The organism is Mycobacterium sp. PTI7 (assembly GCF_056679845.1).
The window spans coordinates 5,432,536-5,447,364 of record NZ_CM155252.1 but is presented as its reverse complement, the minus strand read 5'-3'; the positions used below and the strand labels follow the sequence as shown (position 1 = coordinate 5,447,364).

The window sequence follows — 14,829 nt, the reverse complement described above, 5'->3', positions numbered from 1 at the left end:
TAACCGGGTCAGTACGCGCCGTGGCCGCGCAGCACCACCAGGACGGTCCGGCCGATGATGATCAGGTCCTGGGCCATCGACCAGTTCTCGACGTAGGAGAGGTCGAATCGGGTCGCGTCGTCGGCCGACAGGTTGGACCGGCCGCTCACCTGCCACAGCCCGGTCAGCCCCGGGCGGACCATGAGGCGGCGCCGGACCAGGTCGTCGTAGGTGGTGACCTCGTGCGGCGACTGCGGGCGCGGCCCGACCACGCTCATGTCGCCGGTCAGCACGTTCACGAACTGCGGCAGCTCGTCGATGCTGAACTTGCGCAGGACGCGTCCGACGCGGGTCACGCGCGGGTCGTCCTTGGCCTTGAAGTACAGACCGTCGTGGTCTGCGGCGGCGAGCATGCCGGCCAGCTGGGCGTCGGCGCCCACGACCATGCTGCGGAACTTGAGCATCGGAAACGTCCTGCCGCCCAGGCCAACTCGCTCCGCGGTGTAGAAGACCGGTCCGCGGCTGGTGGTCTTGACGAGGATCCCGGCGATCAGCAGCACGGGCGAGGCGGCCAGCAGCGCGGCCGAGGCGAAGGCGACGTCGAACATCCGCTTGCCCCACGAGTTGGCGCTGTCGTACTGCGGTTCGTCGATGAGGAGCATGGCCATGCCGGCGACGGGTTGGCTCCGGATGCGTTCTGCCGCGACGTCCATCAGCCCGGCCGCGACGATCAGGTCGATGCCCAGCGACTCGAGATCCCAGATGAGCCGTCGGATGGCCTGCGGTGTCAGGTGGTCGGTGGGCGAGAGCGCGACGGTGTCGGCACCGCTGAGCTTCACCGCGTCGATGACGGAGTGGTCGTCGCCGACGTGCGGCACGCGGCGGTCCTCGACGAGCGTTGCGTCCCCGTGTGCCGGCGGCGTGCACAGTCCGACGACGTCGTACCCCAGGCGCCGGTCGGTGACGAACTTGCTGGCGATGTCGACGGCGGTGGCCTCGCGGCCCACCACCAGCAGCGCCGTCTGATACAGCCCCCTGGCCCGCTTGCGGGCGGCGACGGTGCGCCACAGGCGGCGGTTCGCCAGCAGCCCGAGCAACCCGAAAGGCAGTGCGAGGGCGATGTATCCGTTGGCCGGGTCGATGTTGAGCGCCAACGACAGGAACGCGATGACGCTGAACAGCACCAGCGCCGACGAGACGACGCGGCGGTACTCCTCGGTGCCCTGACCGAGGATGCGGCGGGACCGGCTGTCGAGGATCGCGAGCAGGCCCAGCCACAGGGCGGCGAGGACGGCGCCGACGAGTGCGTAGTCGATGCCCGGCAGCTGAGCCCAGGCCAGTTCTCGGGCCCCGCCGAAGAGTCCGAAGCGGACGCCGTCGGCGAGCGCGAAGGCGGCGCAGACGACCAGCGCGTCGCTCGTCCACACGTGGCGGAGGTACTCGGCCTGCCACTGCTCGCGTGGGGAGCGGAAGGTGCGGGTGCGCCGCCTGGTGTGGGGAGGGCCGGCGTCGGGGTCGCCGGACGTCTCGAGGGACACGCGTCATCCATTTCGTCGAACTACTTGCCGACGCAATGGTGCGGCGTCGAGCGCCGCGCGGCAGCGGAACGGAGGAAACCGTCATGTCGGCTGTCCCGCGGCGGCGCGCTCGAGGTCGAGGAGTTGCTCCCCGCGCCGTTCGGCGTCGTAGGCCGCGCGCCCGCCACGGAGGCCGAACAGTCGCTTCGACACCAGTAGATAGACGACGGCGGCGACGTTGACGGCGAAGGTGAGGACGCGGGTTAGCGTGATGCCGTTGCTCAGGTCGTAGATCTCCAGCGGCAGGAACACCGAGGTGGCGACGACGGCGAAGTACTCTCCCCACCGCTTGAGCAGCCACAGCCCGACAGCCTCGATCAGCTCGAGGACGGCATAAGCGCCGAGCGCCGCGACCAGCAGCGCGAGCGTCGAAGGTGTTGCGGCCAGCGCCTTTTCGACGGTGTGGACGAGGCTCATCTCGTCGACACGGAAGCCGGACTGGCGCAGCAGTGGCAGGTCGCGGTCGAAGACGGCCTGCAGGGACAGTTGCTCGTCGCGGAACGTCCACACGCCCCACGCGGCCAGTGCGAGCAGCAGTGCGCGGATGAGGCGCTCGACCGCCAGCACCCGGACGATCACCACCTGCCGCAGCGCCTTGCCGCGCAGGATCTCCGGCGCCGCGCTCGTCGGGCCCGTCGTGAGCGCCGGCCCGAGCGCGAAGTCGCCGCACCGCAGGCACCGCCACGCCGCGCCGACGCCGGTCGTGGCGTGCAGCCTGTCCGAGAGCGCGGGGTCGTCGGGGGCGAACGTGGCGTGGCCCGCGAACGCGCAGACGAGCAGTTCCCAGCGCCGGGTGTTGCGAGGTGTCGACATCGTGTTCGTCCTTCCCGACGCGACAGCAGCGCCCGACCGGGCGACTGTATGCTCACTGCCAGGATGGAGCGCCACGGACGTCCCGTGCCGATGTAGTTCAATGGCAGAACATCAGCTTCCCAAGCTGAATACGCGGGTTCGATTCCCGTCATCGGCTCCACGTATCGACCAGCGGGAGCCCGTCAGAACACCCGCACATGCCACGCCGGTCCCGAAAATTCCTCGCTGTGTCGCGGCGTGCAGCCGGCTCTCTCGGTGACCGTCGCCGAGCGCACGGTTGTTGCCGCCGCTACTCGCGATTCGCGTAAACAAGCGTGCGCTCGGGGGCGAGATGGCTGAGACCGCGCGGAGGGTCGTGCTCGCGCGGGAATCACGACCCTATGCGCAGTCTCGACGCCGAGCGGCTACTCGCCGCTGCTCGTCCCACCGCCGGCACCGTCACCCTCGCCACCGGTCGACGCGGGAGCAGCGGGCTTCGCGCCCGTGATGGATCCGAACCCGCCCTTGATGGCGTCCGTCAGCGGCTTCAGCGGCGTGAACGGGTCGAAGGCGGAACCGCCGGAGGCACCGGTCGAACCGGTCTTCGGCGGGGTGGACAGCGGCGCGCCGTTGACCCCGGGGATCACCGGCTTCGGCTTGGCCTGCGAGACGCGGGAGGTCTCGACCACGGAGTCGGCCTCGGGCTCCGCCACCGTCGCGGCGGCGATCCGCGGCGCAGGTGCGGGCGCCGGCGCGGGTGCCGGCAGCTGCGGCGGGTTGAACAGCGGCGGCGCGATCACACCGGGAGGCGGCGGGGTGGCCGGCGCGAACGGGGTGTCGGCGGCGGTCAGGTCGGGCGCCATGGTGAACGAGACGCCGTACGGCATGATCCCGGCGCCGATGCGCGGCAAGACATTGATGCCGAACGCCGGGCCGGAGCCGATCTGCAGCGCCGTCTGCAGTCCGCCGGACGCGCTGGCCTGAATCGGGCCGGGACCCATGTCGGCGTAGTCGACGAACCCGGTGGTGCCGGTGTTCATGATGACGCCGGGGATTCCGGCCCGCCAGCGGCCGATGTCGACGGCGCTGACGTTGTCCGGGTAGCCGCTCGCGAGCAGCGATCCGGTGGGGGCCTGGAAGAAGCCGATCGCCTTCAGGACGTTCAGGTCGAAGACCGCCGGACCGAACACGTTGTTGGTCTGCAGGAAGCCGGCGTGGTTGGCCATGAACGGGTCGTACTGCGCGGCACCCTGCGTGAAGCCGATCGCACCGGTGCTGCTCGCCAACCCGGTGACGCCCAGCAGCCATTGATCGACGCTGGTGACGTTGCCGAGCGTGTTGTTGGTGCCGGGCACCGACTGCTGGATGCCGATCGATCGCAGCGAGTCGAGGTTGAAGCCGACCGGTCCGAACTGGTTGACGGTGGCGAGCGCGCCGGACGCCGCGGCCGCGGTGGGACCGACGAGCGCGGACACGGTGGCGGCGCCGGTGCTCGGCCCCGCCGCCCACGGGAACATCTGGCTCAGGGCCAGCGGCTGAGCCGCGAGCCGGACGTCGCGTGCCGTGATGGATTCCGGGGTTGCAACCGACGACGTGTACTGGGCCGCCAGCAATGCGGCCGCTCCCACGGCGCCGATGCCAGCACTGGCCAAAAGATATTTGGTCGTAAGCATGAAATTCCTAGTGCAGTGCGGACGGGGGTTTGCTGCTCGTGCAATCTAACCCCTTGCGCACGGAAATTCGAGGCCTACAGCAAATAACGAATTCGCATACGCGAAGTTTGCTACCAGCTATCGGAAATCGGGCTCTTCAGCAGTCCCGACGACGACGGCCGTCAGAAGACCCGGATCCAGTCGACCAGCATCTCAGCGGGGTAGTCGCCCCCGGCTGGTTCCCGCCCGCCGGACCCACCGACGGCAATGTTGAAGATCGGCGCCATCGTGTAACCGGGGTCGTTGAACGGCCACTCCGGCAGCGAACTCGCGGCCACGGTGAAGAATGGCTCCGCGCCGGGCTGGTAGTCCTTCCAGAAGTACATGGCCTCGGGCTTCCACGTCATCCGCCAGGTGTGCCAGGCGCCGTCGACCGGATGCTTGTCGGTCTCGAACTGCGTGCCGTCCAGACGCGCGTGGACGGTCGTGCCCGACGGCCAGTCCCCGTTGCCGTACCACTCGACGAGGTCGACCTCGCCGCCGCGCACCGGATCGTCGTTCAGCAGCCAGAAGGCCGGCCAGGCGCCTGCGGTCAGGCAGTTGAGCTTGATGCGGGCTTCCCACGTGGTCCCGACGCCGCCGCGCCAGTTGCCGACGATCTTCGCGCCCGCGTACTTCTCCTGGATGTTGGCGCCCTCACCGCGGGTGGCGCGGATGACCAGGTTGCCCTTGCCGTCCTGGAAGACGTGCTCCTGGTCGGTGACGTAGCGGCCCATGTTGTAGGGCTTGTCCCACTCGACGGGGTTCCGGATCGTCTCGCGCGCCGGCACGATGAACCAGGCACCCGGATCCGGCGGCGAGCCGGCCGGTCCGTTGAACTCGTCGGCGAACAGGAACGCCGGCGTCGGATTCGCGGCGGGAACCGGCGCACCCGGTCCGGGGGGCGGCCCTGGCGGCGCGTCACCGATCACCGGTTCGGCACCAGCCTTGGCGAGCGGCAGCGCGGCGGCGGCCACCCCGAACCCCAACATCAACATCGCGCTACGGCGATCCATACTCGGCACCTACAAACCGTAAACGGAGAGGGCGTGATTCTGCGAGTCCCCGGCTCCGGTGTCGCGCAGGTGGGTCACCGCGCGACGGGCCAGTCCCACACCGACATGTCGCCGGCCGGGTAGTTCATGCAGACGTCGGTGGCCTTCGCGACCACGCCCTTGTTGTTGAAGAACACCTTCGCCCAGTTGCCCCAGCGCGTCGCGACCTGCTCGTAGTACACGTTGGTGGCGGTGTCCTCCGAGTACTGGCGGCGGGCGACCGGACTCAGCGAGAAGAACCAGTGGATGCGATCCTCGGCCATCTGCTGCACGTCGGCGGGCCGGTTGCTCTTGTCGATCATGTAGCGCTCGAAGTACACCGGGCTGGTGTCGCGCGCCGCCTGCAGGTACTGCTCGGTGTCGCACGTCGTGATGATGATGCGGTGCGGGATCGGGAAGTCGTCGGTGGAGTCGGCGGCCGCCGTCCCCGTCCCCCAGATGCCCGCGGTCGCCAGCGCACTCGCGACGAGGGCGCCCTGCACCAGCTTCGTGATCCCGTTCATGGCGGTCCCCTTCATCGGTCGGAATCCGGGCCGTCGGCGACGGCGGGTTCGGGTTCGAGCAGCCGGCGCACGTTGGCACGCGAACCGTAGGGCTGCAGCATCCGGCTGGCCGGACGCGGGCGGATGTTCAGCGGCCACCAGAACCAGCGGCCCAGCATCGCCGCGATCGACGGCGTCATGAACGACCGCACGATCAGGGTGTCGAACACCAGGCCCATGGCGATCGTCGTACCGATCTGCCCGAGCACGACGAGGTCACTGAAGACGAACGACGCCATGGTGGCGGCGAACACCAGGCCGGCCGCGGTGACGACGGCGCCGGTGCCACCCATGGCCCGGATGATGCCGGTGTTCAGGCCCGCGCCGATCTCCTCCTTGAACCGGGATATCAGCAACAGGTTGTAGTCGGCGCCCACCGCCAGCAGGAGGATGATCGCCAGCGCCGGCACGATCCAGAACAGCTCGATGCCGAAGATGTACTGCCACACCAGGACCGAGAGTCCCAGCGAGGCGCCCAGCGACAGGACGACGGTGCCGACGATCACCACCGCGGCGACGAAGCTGCGGGTGATGAAGATCATGATCAGCAGGATCAGCGCGATGGCCGCCAACGCCGCGATCATCAGGTCGTAGGTCGACCCCTCCTGGATGTCCTTGTACGTCGATGCCGTACCCGCCACGTAGATCTTCGCGTCGGACAGCGGCGTCGCCTTGATCGCGTCGAACGCCGAGTCGCGTAGCGCGTCGATGTGCGAGATGCCCTCGGGCGTCGCGGGATTGCCCTCGTGCGTGATCGTCATGCGGGCGGCCTTGCCGTCCGGCGACATGAACAGCTTGAGGCCGCGCTTGAAGTCCGCGTTGTCGAACGCCTCGGGCGGCAGGTAGAAGGAGTCGTCGTTCTTCGCATCGTCGAACGCCTTGCCCAGCGCGGTCGCGTTCTCCAGCGCCTCCTGGCTCTGCGTGTTGGTGCCACCGGTGGTGGCGTAGTTCGACTGCAGCAGATCCCGGTTGGCCTTCTGCACGTCGATCTGCGGCGGGATCAACGAGACCAGTTGCGGCTGCAGGGCATTCAGCTTGTCCAGGCTGGCCGTGATCTTGCCGAACTGGTCGCTGAGCTGGGAGATGCCGTCGAGCGAGTCGAACACCGACCGCAGCGCCGCGCACGACGGGATGTCGTAGCAGTGCGGTTCCCAGTAGAAGTAGTTGCGCAGCGGCCGGAAGAAGTCGTCGAAGTTGGCGAGGTTGTCACGCACCTCGTTGATCGTCTTCACGGTGTCGTGGAACGCCTGGACCTGCTCGTCGGTCGCATCCGCGCTGGCCTGCTGCAGCTTCAGCTGCTGTTCGAGGATGTTGATGGACCTGCTGGTCTGATCGACCTGGCTCAGGATGTCGCGGGCCCTGTCCTCCTGGTAGCTCAGGTTCATGATCTGACCCGCACTCTGCGCGCTGATCTGGAACGGGATCGAGCTGTGCGTGATCGGCGTGCCGAGCGGCCGCGTGATCGACTGCACCAGCGCGATTCCCGGGGTGTGCAGCACCGCCTTGGCGACGCGCTCCAGGATCAACATGTCCGACGGATTGCGCATGTCGCGATCCGACTCGATCATGAGCAGCTCCGGGTTCAGCCGGGCCTCCGAGAAGTGCCGCTCCGCGGCGGTGTATCCGACGTTCGACGGCGCGGTGTCGGGCAGGTAGGGACGGCCGTCGTAGCTGATCTTGGCGCCCGGCAGCGCGATGACGCCGATCGCCGCAATGGCCAGCGACACGACGAGGATCGGACCGGGCCACCGCACGATGGCGGTGCCGACGCGCCGCCACCCGGTGGCACGCACCTTGCGCTTGGGCTCGAGCAGTCCGACCTTGCTGCAGAGCACCACGACCGCGGGACCGAGCGTCAACGCGGCGATCAGTGTCACCAGCACGCCGATGGCCGCCGGCACGCCCAGTGTCTGGAAGTACGGCAGTCGGGTGAAGTAGAGGCAGGCGACCGCGCCGACGATGGTCAGACCGGAGCCGACGATGACGTGGACGGTCCCCCGGAACATGTCGTAGTAGGACTCGTCGCGTTCGAGACCGCGGTTGCGGGCCTCCTGGTAGCGGCCCACCAGGAAGATCGCGTAGTCGGTACCCGCTGCAATCGCCAGCAGCGTCAGGAGATTCGTGGCGTACGTCGAGAGGCCGATGATCTCCTGGTGGCCCAGGACCGCGACGACGCCGCGGGCGGCCATCAGCTCGACGGCCACCACCAGCAGCATGATGAACATGGTGACGAAGGAGCGGTAGACGATCAGCAACATCAACGCGATCACCGCGAACGTGATGGCGGTGACCATGTGGGTGCCCTCGTTGCCCACCTCGAAGTTGTCGGTGATCGTCGGCGCCGCACCCGTCACGTAGGCCTTGACCCCTGGCGGAGCCGGGGTCTCCGCCACGATGTCGCGGATGCTGTCGACGGACTCGTTGGACAGCGCCTCGCCCTGGTTGCCACGCAGATACACCTGGACGAGGGCGGCCTTGCCGTCCTTGCTCTGCGAACCGCCCGCCGTCAGCGGGTCTCCCCAGAAGTCCTGGACGTGCTCGACGTGGGTGGTGTCCTCGTTGAACTTCTTGACGAGGACGTCATAGAAGTCGTGCGCGTCCTGGCCCAGCGGGTTGTCGCCCTCGAGGACGACCATCGCGGCGCTGTCGGAGTCGAACTCCTCGAACTTCTGGCCGATGTGCCGCATCGCCATGATCGACGGCGAATCGGCCGCATTCATGGCGACCGAGCGCGCCTCGCCCACCGTCTCCAACTGCGGGGCGACGATGTTGCTGAGGACGGCGATGGCGATCCACACCAGCAGGATCGGCAGTGCGAGTGCGTGAATGAGGCGTGCCGGCCGGGAGTGCACCGACGAATCCTCGCGATGCCCGCTCATGCCGACTTGTCCAGGCAGGCGATGTAACCGTTCACGTTGCTGGTGGACCTTTCGTCCTTGACGATGCCGTTGACCGTGATCCGGCAGGTGATCGGCGCCGAGTCACCCTGGGCGCGCAGGTCCGCGAAGAGCGTCGGGTCGTCGGTGACCAGATTGTGCGACCACGGCAGTGGGACGTCGTCGACGCGCTGCGGCTGGGCGTTCTCGTCCAGGAAGTTGATGGTCGCCGTCGCACCGGGACTGCCCATCACCTCGAACAGGACCCGCTTGGGGTTGTAGCCGGTGTTCTCCAGCGAGTCGGCGGCCGGCCGGGACGTCTCGTCGGTGGACCCGAAGATCCCCTGCAGTCGGTCGATGCTGAAGACGACGAGCGCGATGACGATGACCGCGACCAGTACCGTCCAGTGCCGCTTCATGACGCCGATCATCGAAAACCGCCCACGGGTGAAGCCTTTCGACGTCCGTCGCATGCGGCCATCCGCATCACGATCAATTGGTCCCAAACACTGAACCGAACGAAACCGTACGGTACCGTTCGTGGAGTTGCAACCGCAGCAGCAGGCGCTTCGCCTGCACGTATGGGCCATTCGGTAACGACTTCGGCGTCAATTTCGAAGTACACCGACGGAACATCTCGATGGAAGGAGGCGCGTGAGGCGGACGTCCACACCCACCGCACCCCCCGAGACCAAGCCGCGGTGGACGAAGCGCGAGGCCGAACTGCTAGCCGTCACCCTGCGGCACCTGCAGGAGCACGGCTACGAACGGCTGACCGTCGAATCCGTGGCGACCGATGCCCGCTCGAGCAAGGCGACGCTCTACCGGCGGTGGCCGTCGAAGGAACGACTCGTCCTCGCCGCGTTCATCGAGGGCACCAACTGTTCGGACGTCCCGCCCCAGACCGGCTCGCTGCGCGGCGACCTGCTCCACATCGGCAACGAGATCTGCCGGCAGTCCTCCGAGCACGCCAGCACGATGCGCGCGGTCCTGATGGAACTCGATCGGAGCCCGGAGCTCGGCGAAGCCTTCGAGACCGAGTTCCTGGTCCAACGACGCAAGGTCTACGACGAGGTGCTCGCCGCCGCCGTCGACCGGGGCGAGATCGACGCCGAGATCATCACGACCGAACTCAACGACCTGCTCGCCGGCTACCTGGTCTTCCGGTTCCTGATGCCCGGCAAGTCGCCCACCGAGGACACCGTGGTCGCACTCGTCGACGGCGTGCTGCTGCCGAGCCTCACCCGCAACCGCACGGGCTGAGCGCCGCACCAAGATCATTTGCTGTGGTTGGAACAGTGCCCGCCGGGGCATCGACGTCGTTTGCGGCCATGCTGCCCACTTCGGATACACTGCCGTCAATAAGAATTGGGGACGCGAAGCAGATCGGGGACTTCGCGGGGGGATGAGGGGGAAGGTCATGGTCGGGCACGGGGTGTCGTACACGGCGGCTTCGTACGTGGGCCGCATCGGTGCGCTCGCAGTCGCACTGGGCATCGGCGCCGCGGTCGCGGGAGGTGCGGGCATCGCCCGCGCCGAGGGCCCGTCGGACGCGGATTCGAGCGGGTCGTCGGCGCAGTCGTCGCCGGCGCAATCGGAGGCGGACGCCTCGGCAGGCGGCGCGCAGGCATCGACGAGTGCGCCACAGACGGAGACACCGGAGGCCTCGGATCCCTCAGACGACGCGGCGGACTCGCCCGCGTCGCCGAACGTCCCGGAGATGAACGTCGGCAATGGCCGCGACACCACCACGCCCGCCGACCAGGAGGAGGACAAGGACGCCGAGGCAGGTCCGGACCCGGTGCCCGACGTGACCCCCTCGAACGTCCGGCGGGACCGCTCGCACACCGCACCCGCCGTGACACCGAGGCCAGCGGACCCGGTCACCGCCGCCGCCTCGAGCCTCCCCGCCGTCAGGACCGCCCCGGTGGCCGACGACGCACCCGCGCCCGTCGCGCGCCCGGTGCTCGCCGAACCGGCCATCGTGACGAAAACCGTTGCGCTGCAACCCGTCACGATCACCGAGGTCGCACCGGCTCCGGTGAACCCGATGGCCACGATGGTGTCCCAGGTGCTGTCCGCCCTGGGCGTGACACCGGTGGCGACCGGCACGGGCGGCGCTCCGCTCACGCCGTTCCCGATCGTGCAGGCGTTCCTGCAGCTGATCCACCGCGAGATCGAGCGCTTCACGCTGAGCCTCAGCCAGATCTGGCCTGCGCCAGCGCCTGTCATCATCCCGACCAATCCGATTCCATCGGTCGGCACCGGAACGCCCAGTCCCACCGACGACGTCGCGACGCCGTACGGCGAGATCGGCACGTGGATGTTGGAACCCAACGGGCAGATCTCCGACTACGGCGGCCTGCCCTACGGGGGCAAGACCGTCCTCGAGCCCGTCAACGTCATCATCGTCGACCCGACGTCGTCGTCGGCGGCGGAGTCGGCGTGGAAGCTCAACACGGCGATGTTCTGGTCGGGCTTCCCCGCGCAACCCATCCACAGCGGCGGATTCCTCGGCACCATCGACCATTTCACCTACGGGCAGCAGCCGACCGGTCCCCTGCTCGGGTACTCGGACAACTTCTTCCTGTTCCCCAACAACCACGGCCGCATCTTCGGGCCCGACCCGGTGGAGACCAGCACGGGCTACGTGTGGAGCGGTGCCTTCAGCACGGAGGCATTCGTGATCTACGACTTCCTCCCGCGGCACGCCTACGTCTCGTCGAACGTCGCACGCACCGCGCTGGCGACGCGGCTCATCGCCAGTGGGCAGGCAACCTACGGCGGCATGGTCCCGCTGAGCAACGCCTACGAGACCGCGACCACCACCACGGGCGATCACGACGGCTACGCCGTGGTCATCGTCTTGAGGTAGCCGCACCGCCGAGCAGCTACGGACGTCCTGCGACCGAACCCGGTCGCCGAATTAGCCACCAGCTAAGCCATCGTCATCGTGGTTCCTGCGTGTTATCGTCCTGTGAGATTCCTGGGACATTTAGCAAAGGGGCTGCTCACATGTCTATTCATCGCGCTTACTCACGCCAGCCGGTGCAGCGTATCGCCACCGCGAGTGTCGTCACCGCAATCGTGACGGCCTTGACGATGGGCGCCTCGCCGCCGCCTCGGGCAAATGCCGCGTACACGCCGACCGCGCTGGCGGAGGCCCTGGCGACGACACCCGGGGCACCAGGACTTCCGCCGATGGCCCTGGCACCGGGGGCTCCCGATCCGGCGTCGATCCCCGACCTGACCTTCGGCATCGGACCGCGCGGCTACGACGCGATCCAGACCTACGGCGCCCTGCTGGAGACGGCGTTCCTGAACAACGTCAACCTGGCCGGAGTGCTCGAACGATTGGGCGTCGACCCAGAGACCGCGATCAACACCGCACTCGGAAACGCGCTGGTCTCGGCGCTGGCGGGCGTGGCGCTCCCGGTCGGGAGCATCCCGGTCATCGGCGGCGTGTTGTCGAACGCCGGGATCACCAACGTCGCGGCACTTCTCTCACTCCTCGGACTCGACCTCGACGACCCACTGGGGCTGACGGGACCGACGCCCGGCCTGAACGTCATCACCACGGGTCCGCCGTTCAGCCTGCTCAAGTTCGCCGGCATCGACCTCGGCTGGGTGCCCGGGTTCCCGAACGCGGTGGCAGACGAGATCAACGGCACGCAGTACCTCGGCATCAGCCCCGTCGCGCTGCTGCAGACGTTGAAGGGCCTGCCCGGCGTCACGGACGCCGACAAGCTCATCCTGGATCCGCTGATCCTGACCGCCCAGGGCATCTTCGGCAACGCCAGCGCGATCGACGTCCGCGTTCCCGTCGTCATCGGCTTCGGGCTGGGCGCCTTCGCCGCTGGCATGGCCTACCCGCAGGTGGTCGCGGACCTGGCCAACCAGCCCGGCGGCGCGAACGACGTGGGAGCCGACCCGCTGGCGGGGAGCCTCACGATCCTGCCGATGATCCTGCTGCGCAACCCCGGTCGCGCCAACGGCGGCCTCTTCGCGCGGTTCTACCCGGTAGCCGGACTCGCGGGCATCGACACCGTGACCCCGGACACCGCGGTGACGAGCAGCGCCGACGGGACGGGGCTCAGCATCGCAGTCGGCAACACCGGGATCGTGATCGGCGATGCCAACCTGGTTCCGATCAAGGTCGACGGGACGGTGGAGTACGACCCGCTGTCGGACTTCCCGGCGTGGCCGAATCCGTTCTCGCTGGCCAACTCCGCTGCGGCCCTGGCATTCCCGACCTACCTGCTCCGCGGCATCACTGCGGCGAGCCTCACCGAGGTACTCGACGGCCAGCTCAAGCCGCAGGTCGCCGCGGCGCTCGCCAACACGTCCGGTCCGCTTGCATTGAACCTGTATCTCACGGTCCCGGTGAACGACGCGCTGCCGCTGCTCGAGCCGGTCAAGCTGCCGATCGACCTGATCAACCTCTTCACCGGTGCGAACCTCAACAACCCGATCGCGACGGCCCTGGAACCGGTCCTCACCACGCTCGCCAATCTCGGTTACACCGACGTCACGCGCACCGTCGTCGACGGCGTCCCGGTGTACGACCGCACGCTCGACCAGGGCAACGTGATCACCCCGTTCGGCACACTCCCCTCGGGCGTCGACTGGGGACGGGTCCCCGGCGACCTCCTGGTGCAGCTGGCCGCGGGGATCCAGAAGGCGGTCGGCGACGGCCTCGTCGGCAGCACGCCAGTGGTCAACCCGCTCGGGATACTGGCCAACCTGCTGGGCCTGAACCTCCCCGGCGCCACCGGCACCAGCCCGCTGAGCGGGTTGACGACACTGCCCCGGCTCGCCGGCGCCACGTCCACGGCGGCGATCGCGAACGAGACTCCTGCCGTTCAGGCTCGCGCCGCGGCACCGGCCGCCGTCGCACCGGTCGCACCGGTCGCACCGGTCGCACCGACGACGGACCCCGAGCCGGAGCCGCAGCCGCAAATTCAGGCGCAGGAATCCCTGGCGTACAACGATGTCGCGACGACGTCGACCGACCAGACCACCGACGCCGGCGAGACCACGACGCCTCCCGCGACGGGAACCGATGCATCGGCTACACGTGCCCAGGCCCGATTGAATGCGGCGCACGAGCGGGCGGTGCAGCGGCTCGACGAGATCGCCAAGGATGGACGGGACCAGATCGCGAAGGTGGTCGGCGGGGTTCAGGACGACGTGCCGAAGACGGTGAAGCAGGACTCCGCGCCCGACCCGACCAAGAAGGCGACCGACGAGACGAGCACGGGCGACGACAAGCCCAAGGACACGGGCGGCGACGACTCCTAGCAGCCGTCTCGGCAGTCATCCCGTCGCACCGGCGCCGGCACCGCGCAGCACGAATCACCGCGCCAGGCGTCGCGTCCCTCGCGCACGGCGATCACCGCGATCACGAGTGCGGCAACCGGATCGGCCCACGACCACCCGAGCGTGCTGTTCACCACCAGCCCGACGAGGACCACGGCCGACAGGTACGTGCACAGCAGGGTCTGCTTCGAATCCGCCACCGCGGACGCCGAGCCGAGTTCCCGACCCGCGCGGCGTTGCACATGGGAGAGCACGGGCATGATCACCACACTGGCTGCGGTGAGCGCGATCCCGATCGCCGAGTGCCGGGCATCGGCCGCCCCGAGAAGGGACCTCACTGCGTCGACCGTGACGTAGGCGGCCAGGGCGAAGAACGAGCACGCGATGACCCGCAGCGCGGCCTTCTCTCGCGAGGCGGGATCCGGTGCGGTGAACTGCCACGCCACGGCCGCTGCGGAGGCGACCTCGATCACCGAGTCCAGCCCGAAGCCGATCAGCGCCGTCGACGACACGCGTGCGCCTTCGCCGACCGCCACGGCGGCCTCGACGACGTTGTACGAGATGGTGGCCGCGACGAGTAATCGGATGCGCCGGGAGAGGACCGCGCGCCGGTCGGCCGGCGTCGTCGGGGATGCGTCCGCACTCATCAGTCGCAGCCACACCCTCGTCCGGGATCATCCGACCCGGAACAGGTGCAGTCGGGATCGACGGCGAGGACGAGGCCCATCAGATCGTCGAGCGCGCGGCCGATCCGCCGGTCGGCGAGTTCGTACCTGGTGCGCCGCCCCTCGGGTACGGCGACGACGAGACCGCAGCCGCGCAGACACGCCAGGTGATTCGACAGGATCTGCCGTGAGACGCCGAACGCGTCGGCCAGCTCGGATGGATACCCGGGTGAACGATTGAGGCTCAGTAGTATTCGAGTACGGGTGGCGTCACCCAGCGCATGGCCGAAGCGCGCGAGCGCGTCGGTGTGTACCAGCGTCTCCATCGCACAG

The 14,829-nt window shown here is 68.5% G+C and carries 12 protein-coding genes and 1 tRNA gene; 4 read left to right on the top strand and 9 right to left on the bottom strand.

The window, feature by feature from the left end:
* Positions 1-8: 8 nt before the first annotated feature.
* The gene (locus AC1MEY_RS26165) at positions 9-1,517 is read right to left on the bottom strand and encodes a sugar transferase (protein ID WP_480228251.1); all 1,509 of its coding nucleotides are present in this window, start codon (positions 1,515-1,517) and stop codon (positions 9-11) included.
* Between the two features lie 81 nt (positions 1,518-1,598).
* Positions 1,599-2,369, bottom strand: a complete 771-nt coding sequence (locus AC1MEY_RS26160) for a DUF2127 domain-containing protein (RefSeq protein ID WP_480228250.1) — start codon at positions 2,367-2,369, stop codon at positions 1,599-1,601.
* A gap of 86 nt (positions 2,370-2,455) precedes the next feature.
* On the opposite strand from AC1MEY_RS26160, the gene AC1MEY_RS26155 reads away from it, so the two are divergent.
* Positions 2,456-2,529: transfer RNA gene (locus tag AC1MEY_RS26155), tRNA-Gly, on the top strand.
* Between the two features lie 244 nt (positions 2,530-2,773).
* Here AC1MEY_RS26155 and AC1MEY_RS26150 read toward each other — a convergent pair.
* The 5 genes from AC1MEY_RS26150 to AC1MEY_RS26130 form a co-directional block, all read right to left on the bottom strand.
* A complete protein-coding gene (locus tag AC1MEY_RS26150) occupies positions 2,774-3,976 on the bottom strand; it encodes a hypothetical protein (RefSeq protein WP_480228249.1) in 1,203 nt (400 codons plus the stop codon).
* 206 nt (positions 3,977-4,182) lie between these two features.
* Entirely contained in the window at positions 4,183-5,055 is an 873-nt protein-coding gene (locus tag AC1MEY_RS26145) for a glycoside hydrolase family 16 protein (RefSeq protein WP_480228248.1), read from the bottom strand.
* A gap of 74 nt (positions 5,056-5,129) precedes the next feature.
* Complete coding sequence (locus AC1MEY_RS26140) at positions 5,130-5,597, bottom strand: DUF5078 domain-containing protein (protein WP_480228247.1); 468 nt, start codon at positions 5,595-5,597, stop codon at positions 5,130-5,132.
* A gap of 11 nt (positions 5,598-5,608) precedes the next feature.
* A complete protein-coding gene (locus AC1MEY_RS26135) occupies positions 5,609-8,515 on the bottom strand; it encodes an MMPL/RND family transporter (protein ID WP_480228246.1) in 2,907 nt (968 codons plus the stop codon).
* Positions 8,512-8,943 (bottom strand): MmpS family transport accessory protein, encoded by a 432-nt coding sequence (locus AC1MEY_RS26130; RefSeq protein WP_480228245.1) that lies wholly within the window; start codon positions 8,941-8,943, stop codon positions 8,512-8,514. The genes AC1MEY_RS26135 and AC1MEY_RS26130 overlap by 4 nt, the downstream gene beginning before the upstream one ends.
* A gap of 223 nt (positions 8,944-9,166) precedes the next feature.
* Between AC1MEY_RS26130 and AC1MEY_RS26125 the strand changes: the two genes are divergently transcribed.
* The 3 genes from AC1MEY_RS26125 (at position 9,167) to AC1MEY_RS26115 (ending at position 13,813) form a co-directional block, all read left to right on the top strand.
* Complete coding sequence (locus AC1MEY_RS26125) at positions 9,167-9,775, top strand: TetR/AcrR family transcriptional regulator (protein ID WP_480228244.1); 609 nt, start codon at positions 9,167-9,169, stop codon at positions 9,773-9,775.
* A 157-nt stretch (positions 9,776-9,932) separates the two neighbouring features.
* Positions 9,933-11,387: a hypothetical protein gene (locus tag AC1MEY_RS26120; RefSeq protein WP_480228243.1), complete on the top strand. Its 1,455-nt coding sequence runs from the start codon at positions 9,933-9,935 to the stop codon at positions 11,385-11,387.
* A gap of 212 nt (positions 11,388-11,599) precedes the next feature.
* Positions 11,600-13,813: an AAA family ATPase gene (locus AC1MEY_RS26115; protein ID WP_480228242.1), complete on the top strand. Its 2,214-nt coding sequence runs from the start codon at positions 11,600-11,602 to the stop codon at positions 13,811-13,813.
* Here AC1MEY_RS26115 and AC1MEY_RS26110 read toward each other — a convergent pair.
* Positions 13,810-14,478, bottom strand: coding sequence for a cation efflux transmembrane domain-containing protein (locus AC1MEY_RS26110; RefSeq protein ID WP_480228241.1), 669 nt, complete (start codon positions 14,476-14,478; stop codon positions 13,810-13,812). The genes AC1MEY_RS26115 and AC1MEY_RS26110 overlap by 4 nt on opposite strands.
* Positions 14,478-14,822, bottom strand: a complete 345-nt coding sequence (locus AC1MEY_RS26105; protein ID WP_480228240.1) for an ArsR/SmtB family transcription factor — start codon at positions 14,820-14,822, stop codon at positions 14,478-14,480. The genes AC1MEY_RS26110 and AC1MEY_RS26105 overlap by 1 nt, the downstream gene beginning before the upstream one ends.
* Positions 14,823-14,829 lie beyond the last annotated feature (7 nt).

Coding starts and splice junctions, on each gene's coding strand:
- AC1MEY_RS26135 (WP_480228246.1), bottom strand. CDS start 8,515: ATGAGCGGGCATCGCGAGGATTCGTCGGTGCACTCCCGGCCGGCACGC.
- AC1MEY_RS26105 (WP_480228240.1), bottom strand. CDS start 14,822: ATGGAGACGCTGGTACACACCGACGCGCTCGCGCGCTTCGGCCATGCG.
- AC1MEY_RS26160 (WP_480228250.1), bottom strand. CDS start 2,369: ATGTCGACACCTCGCAACACCCGGCGCTGGGAACTGCTCGTCTGCGCG.
- AC1MEY_RS26110 (WP_480228241.1), bottom strand. CDS start 14,478: ATGAGTGCGGACGCATCCCCGACGACGCCGGCCGACCGGCGCGCGGTC.
- AC1MEY_RS26130 (WP_480228245.1), bottom strand. CDS start 8,943: ATGATCGGCGTCATGAAGCGGCACTGGACGGTACTGGTCGCGGTCATC.
- AC1MEY_RS26140 (WP_480228247.1), bottom strand. CDS start 5,597: ATGAACGGGATCACGAAGCTGGTGCAGGGCGCCCTCGTCGCGAGTGCG.
- AC1MEY_RS26120 (WP_480228243.1), top strand. CDS start 9,933: ATGGTCGGGCACGGGGTGTCGTACACGGCGGCTTCGTACGTGGGCCGC.
- AC1MEY_RS26145 (WP_480228248.1), bottom strand. CDS start 5,055: ATGGATCGCCGTAGCGCGATGTTGATGTTGGGGTTCGGGGTGGCCGCC.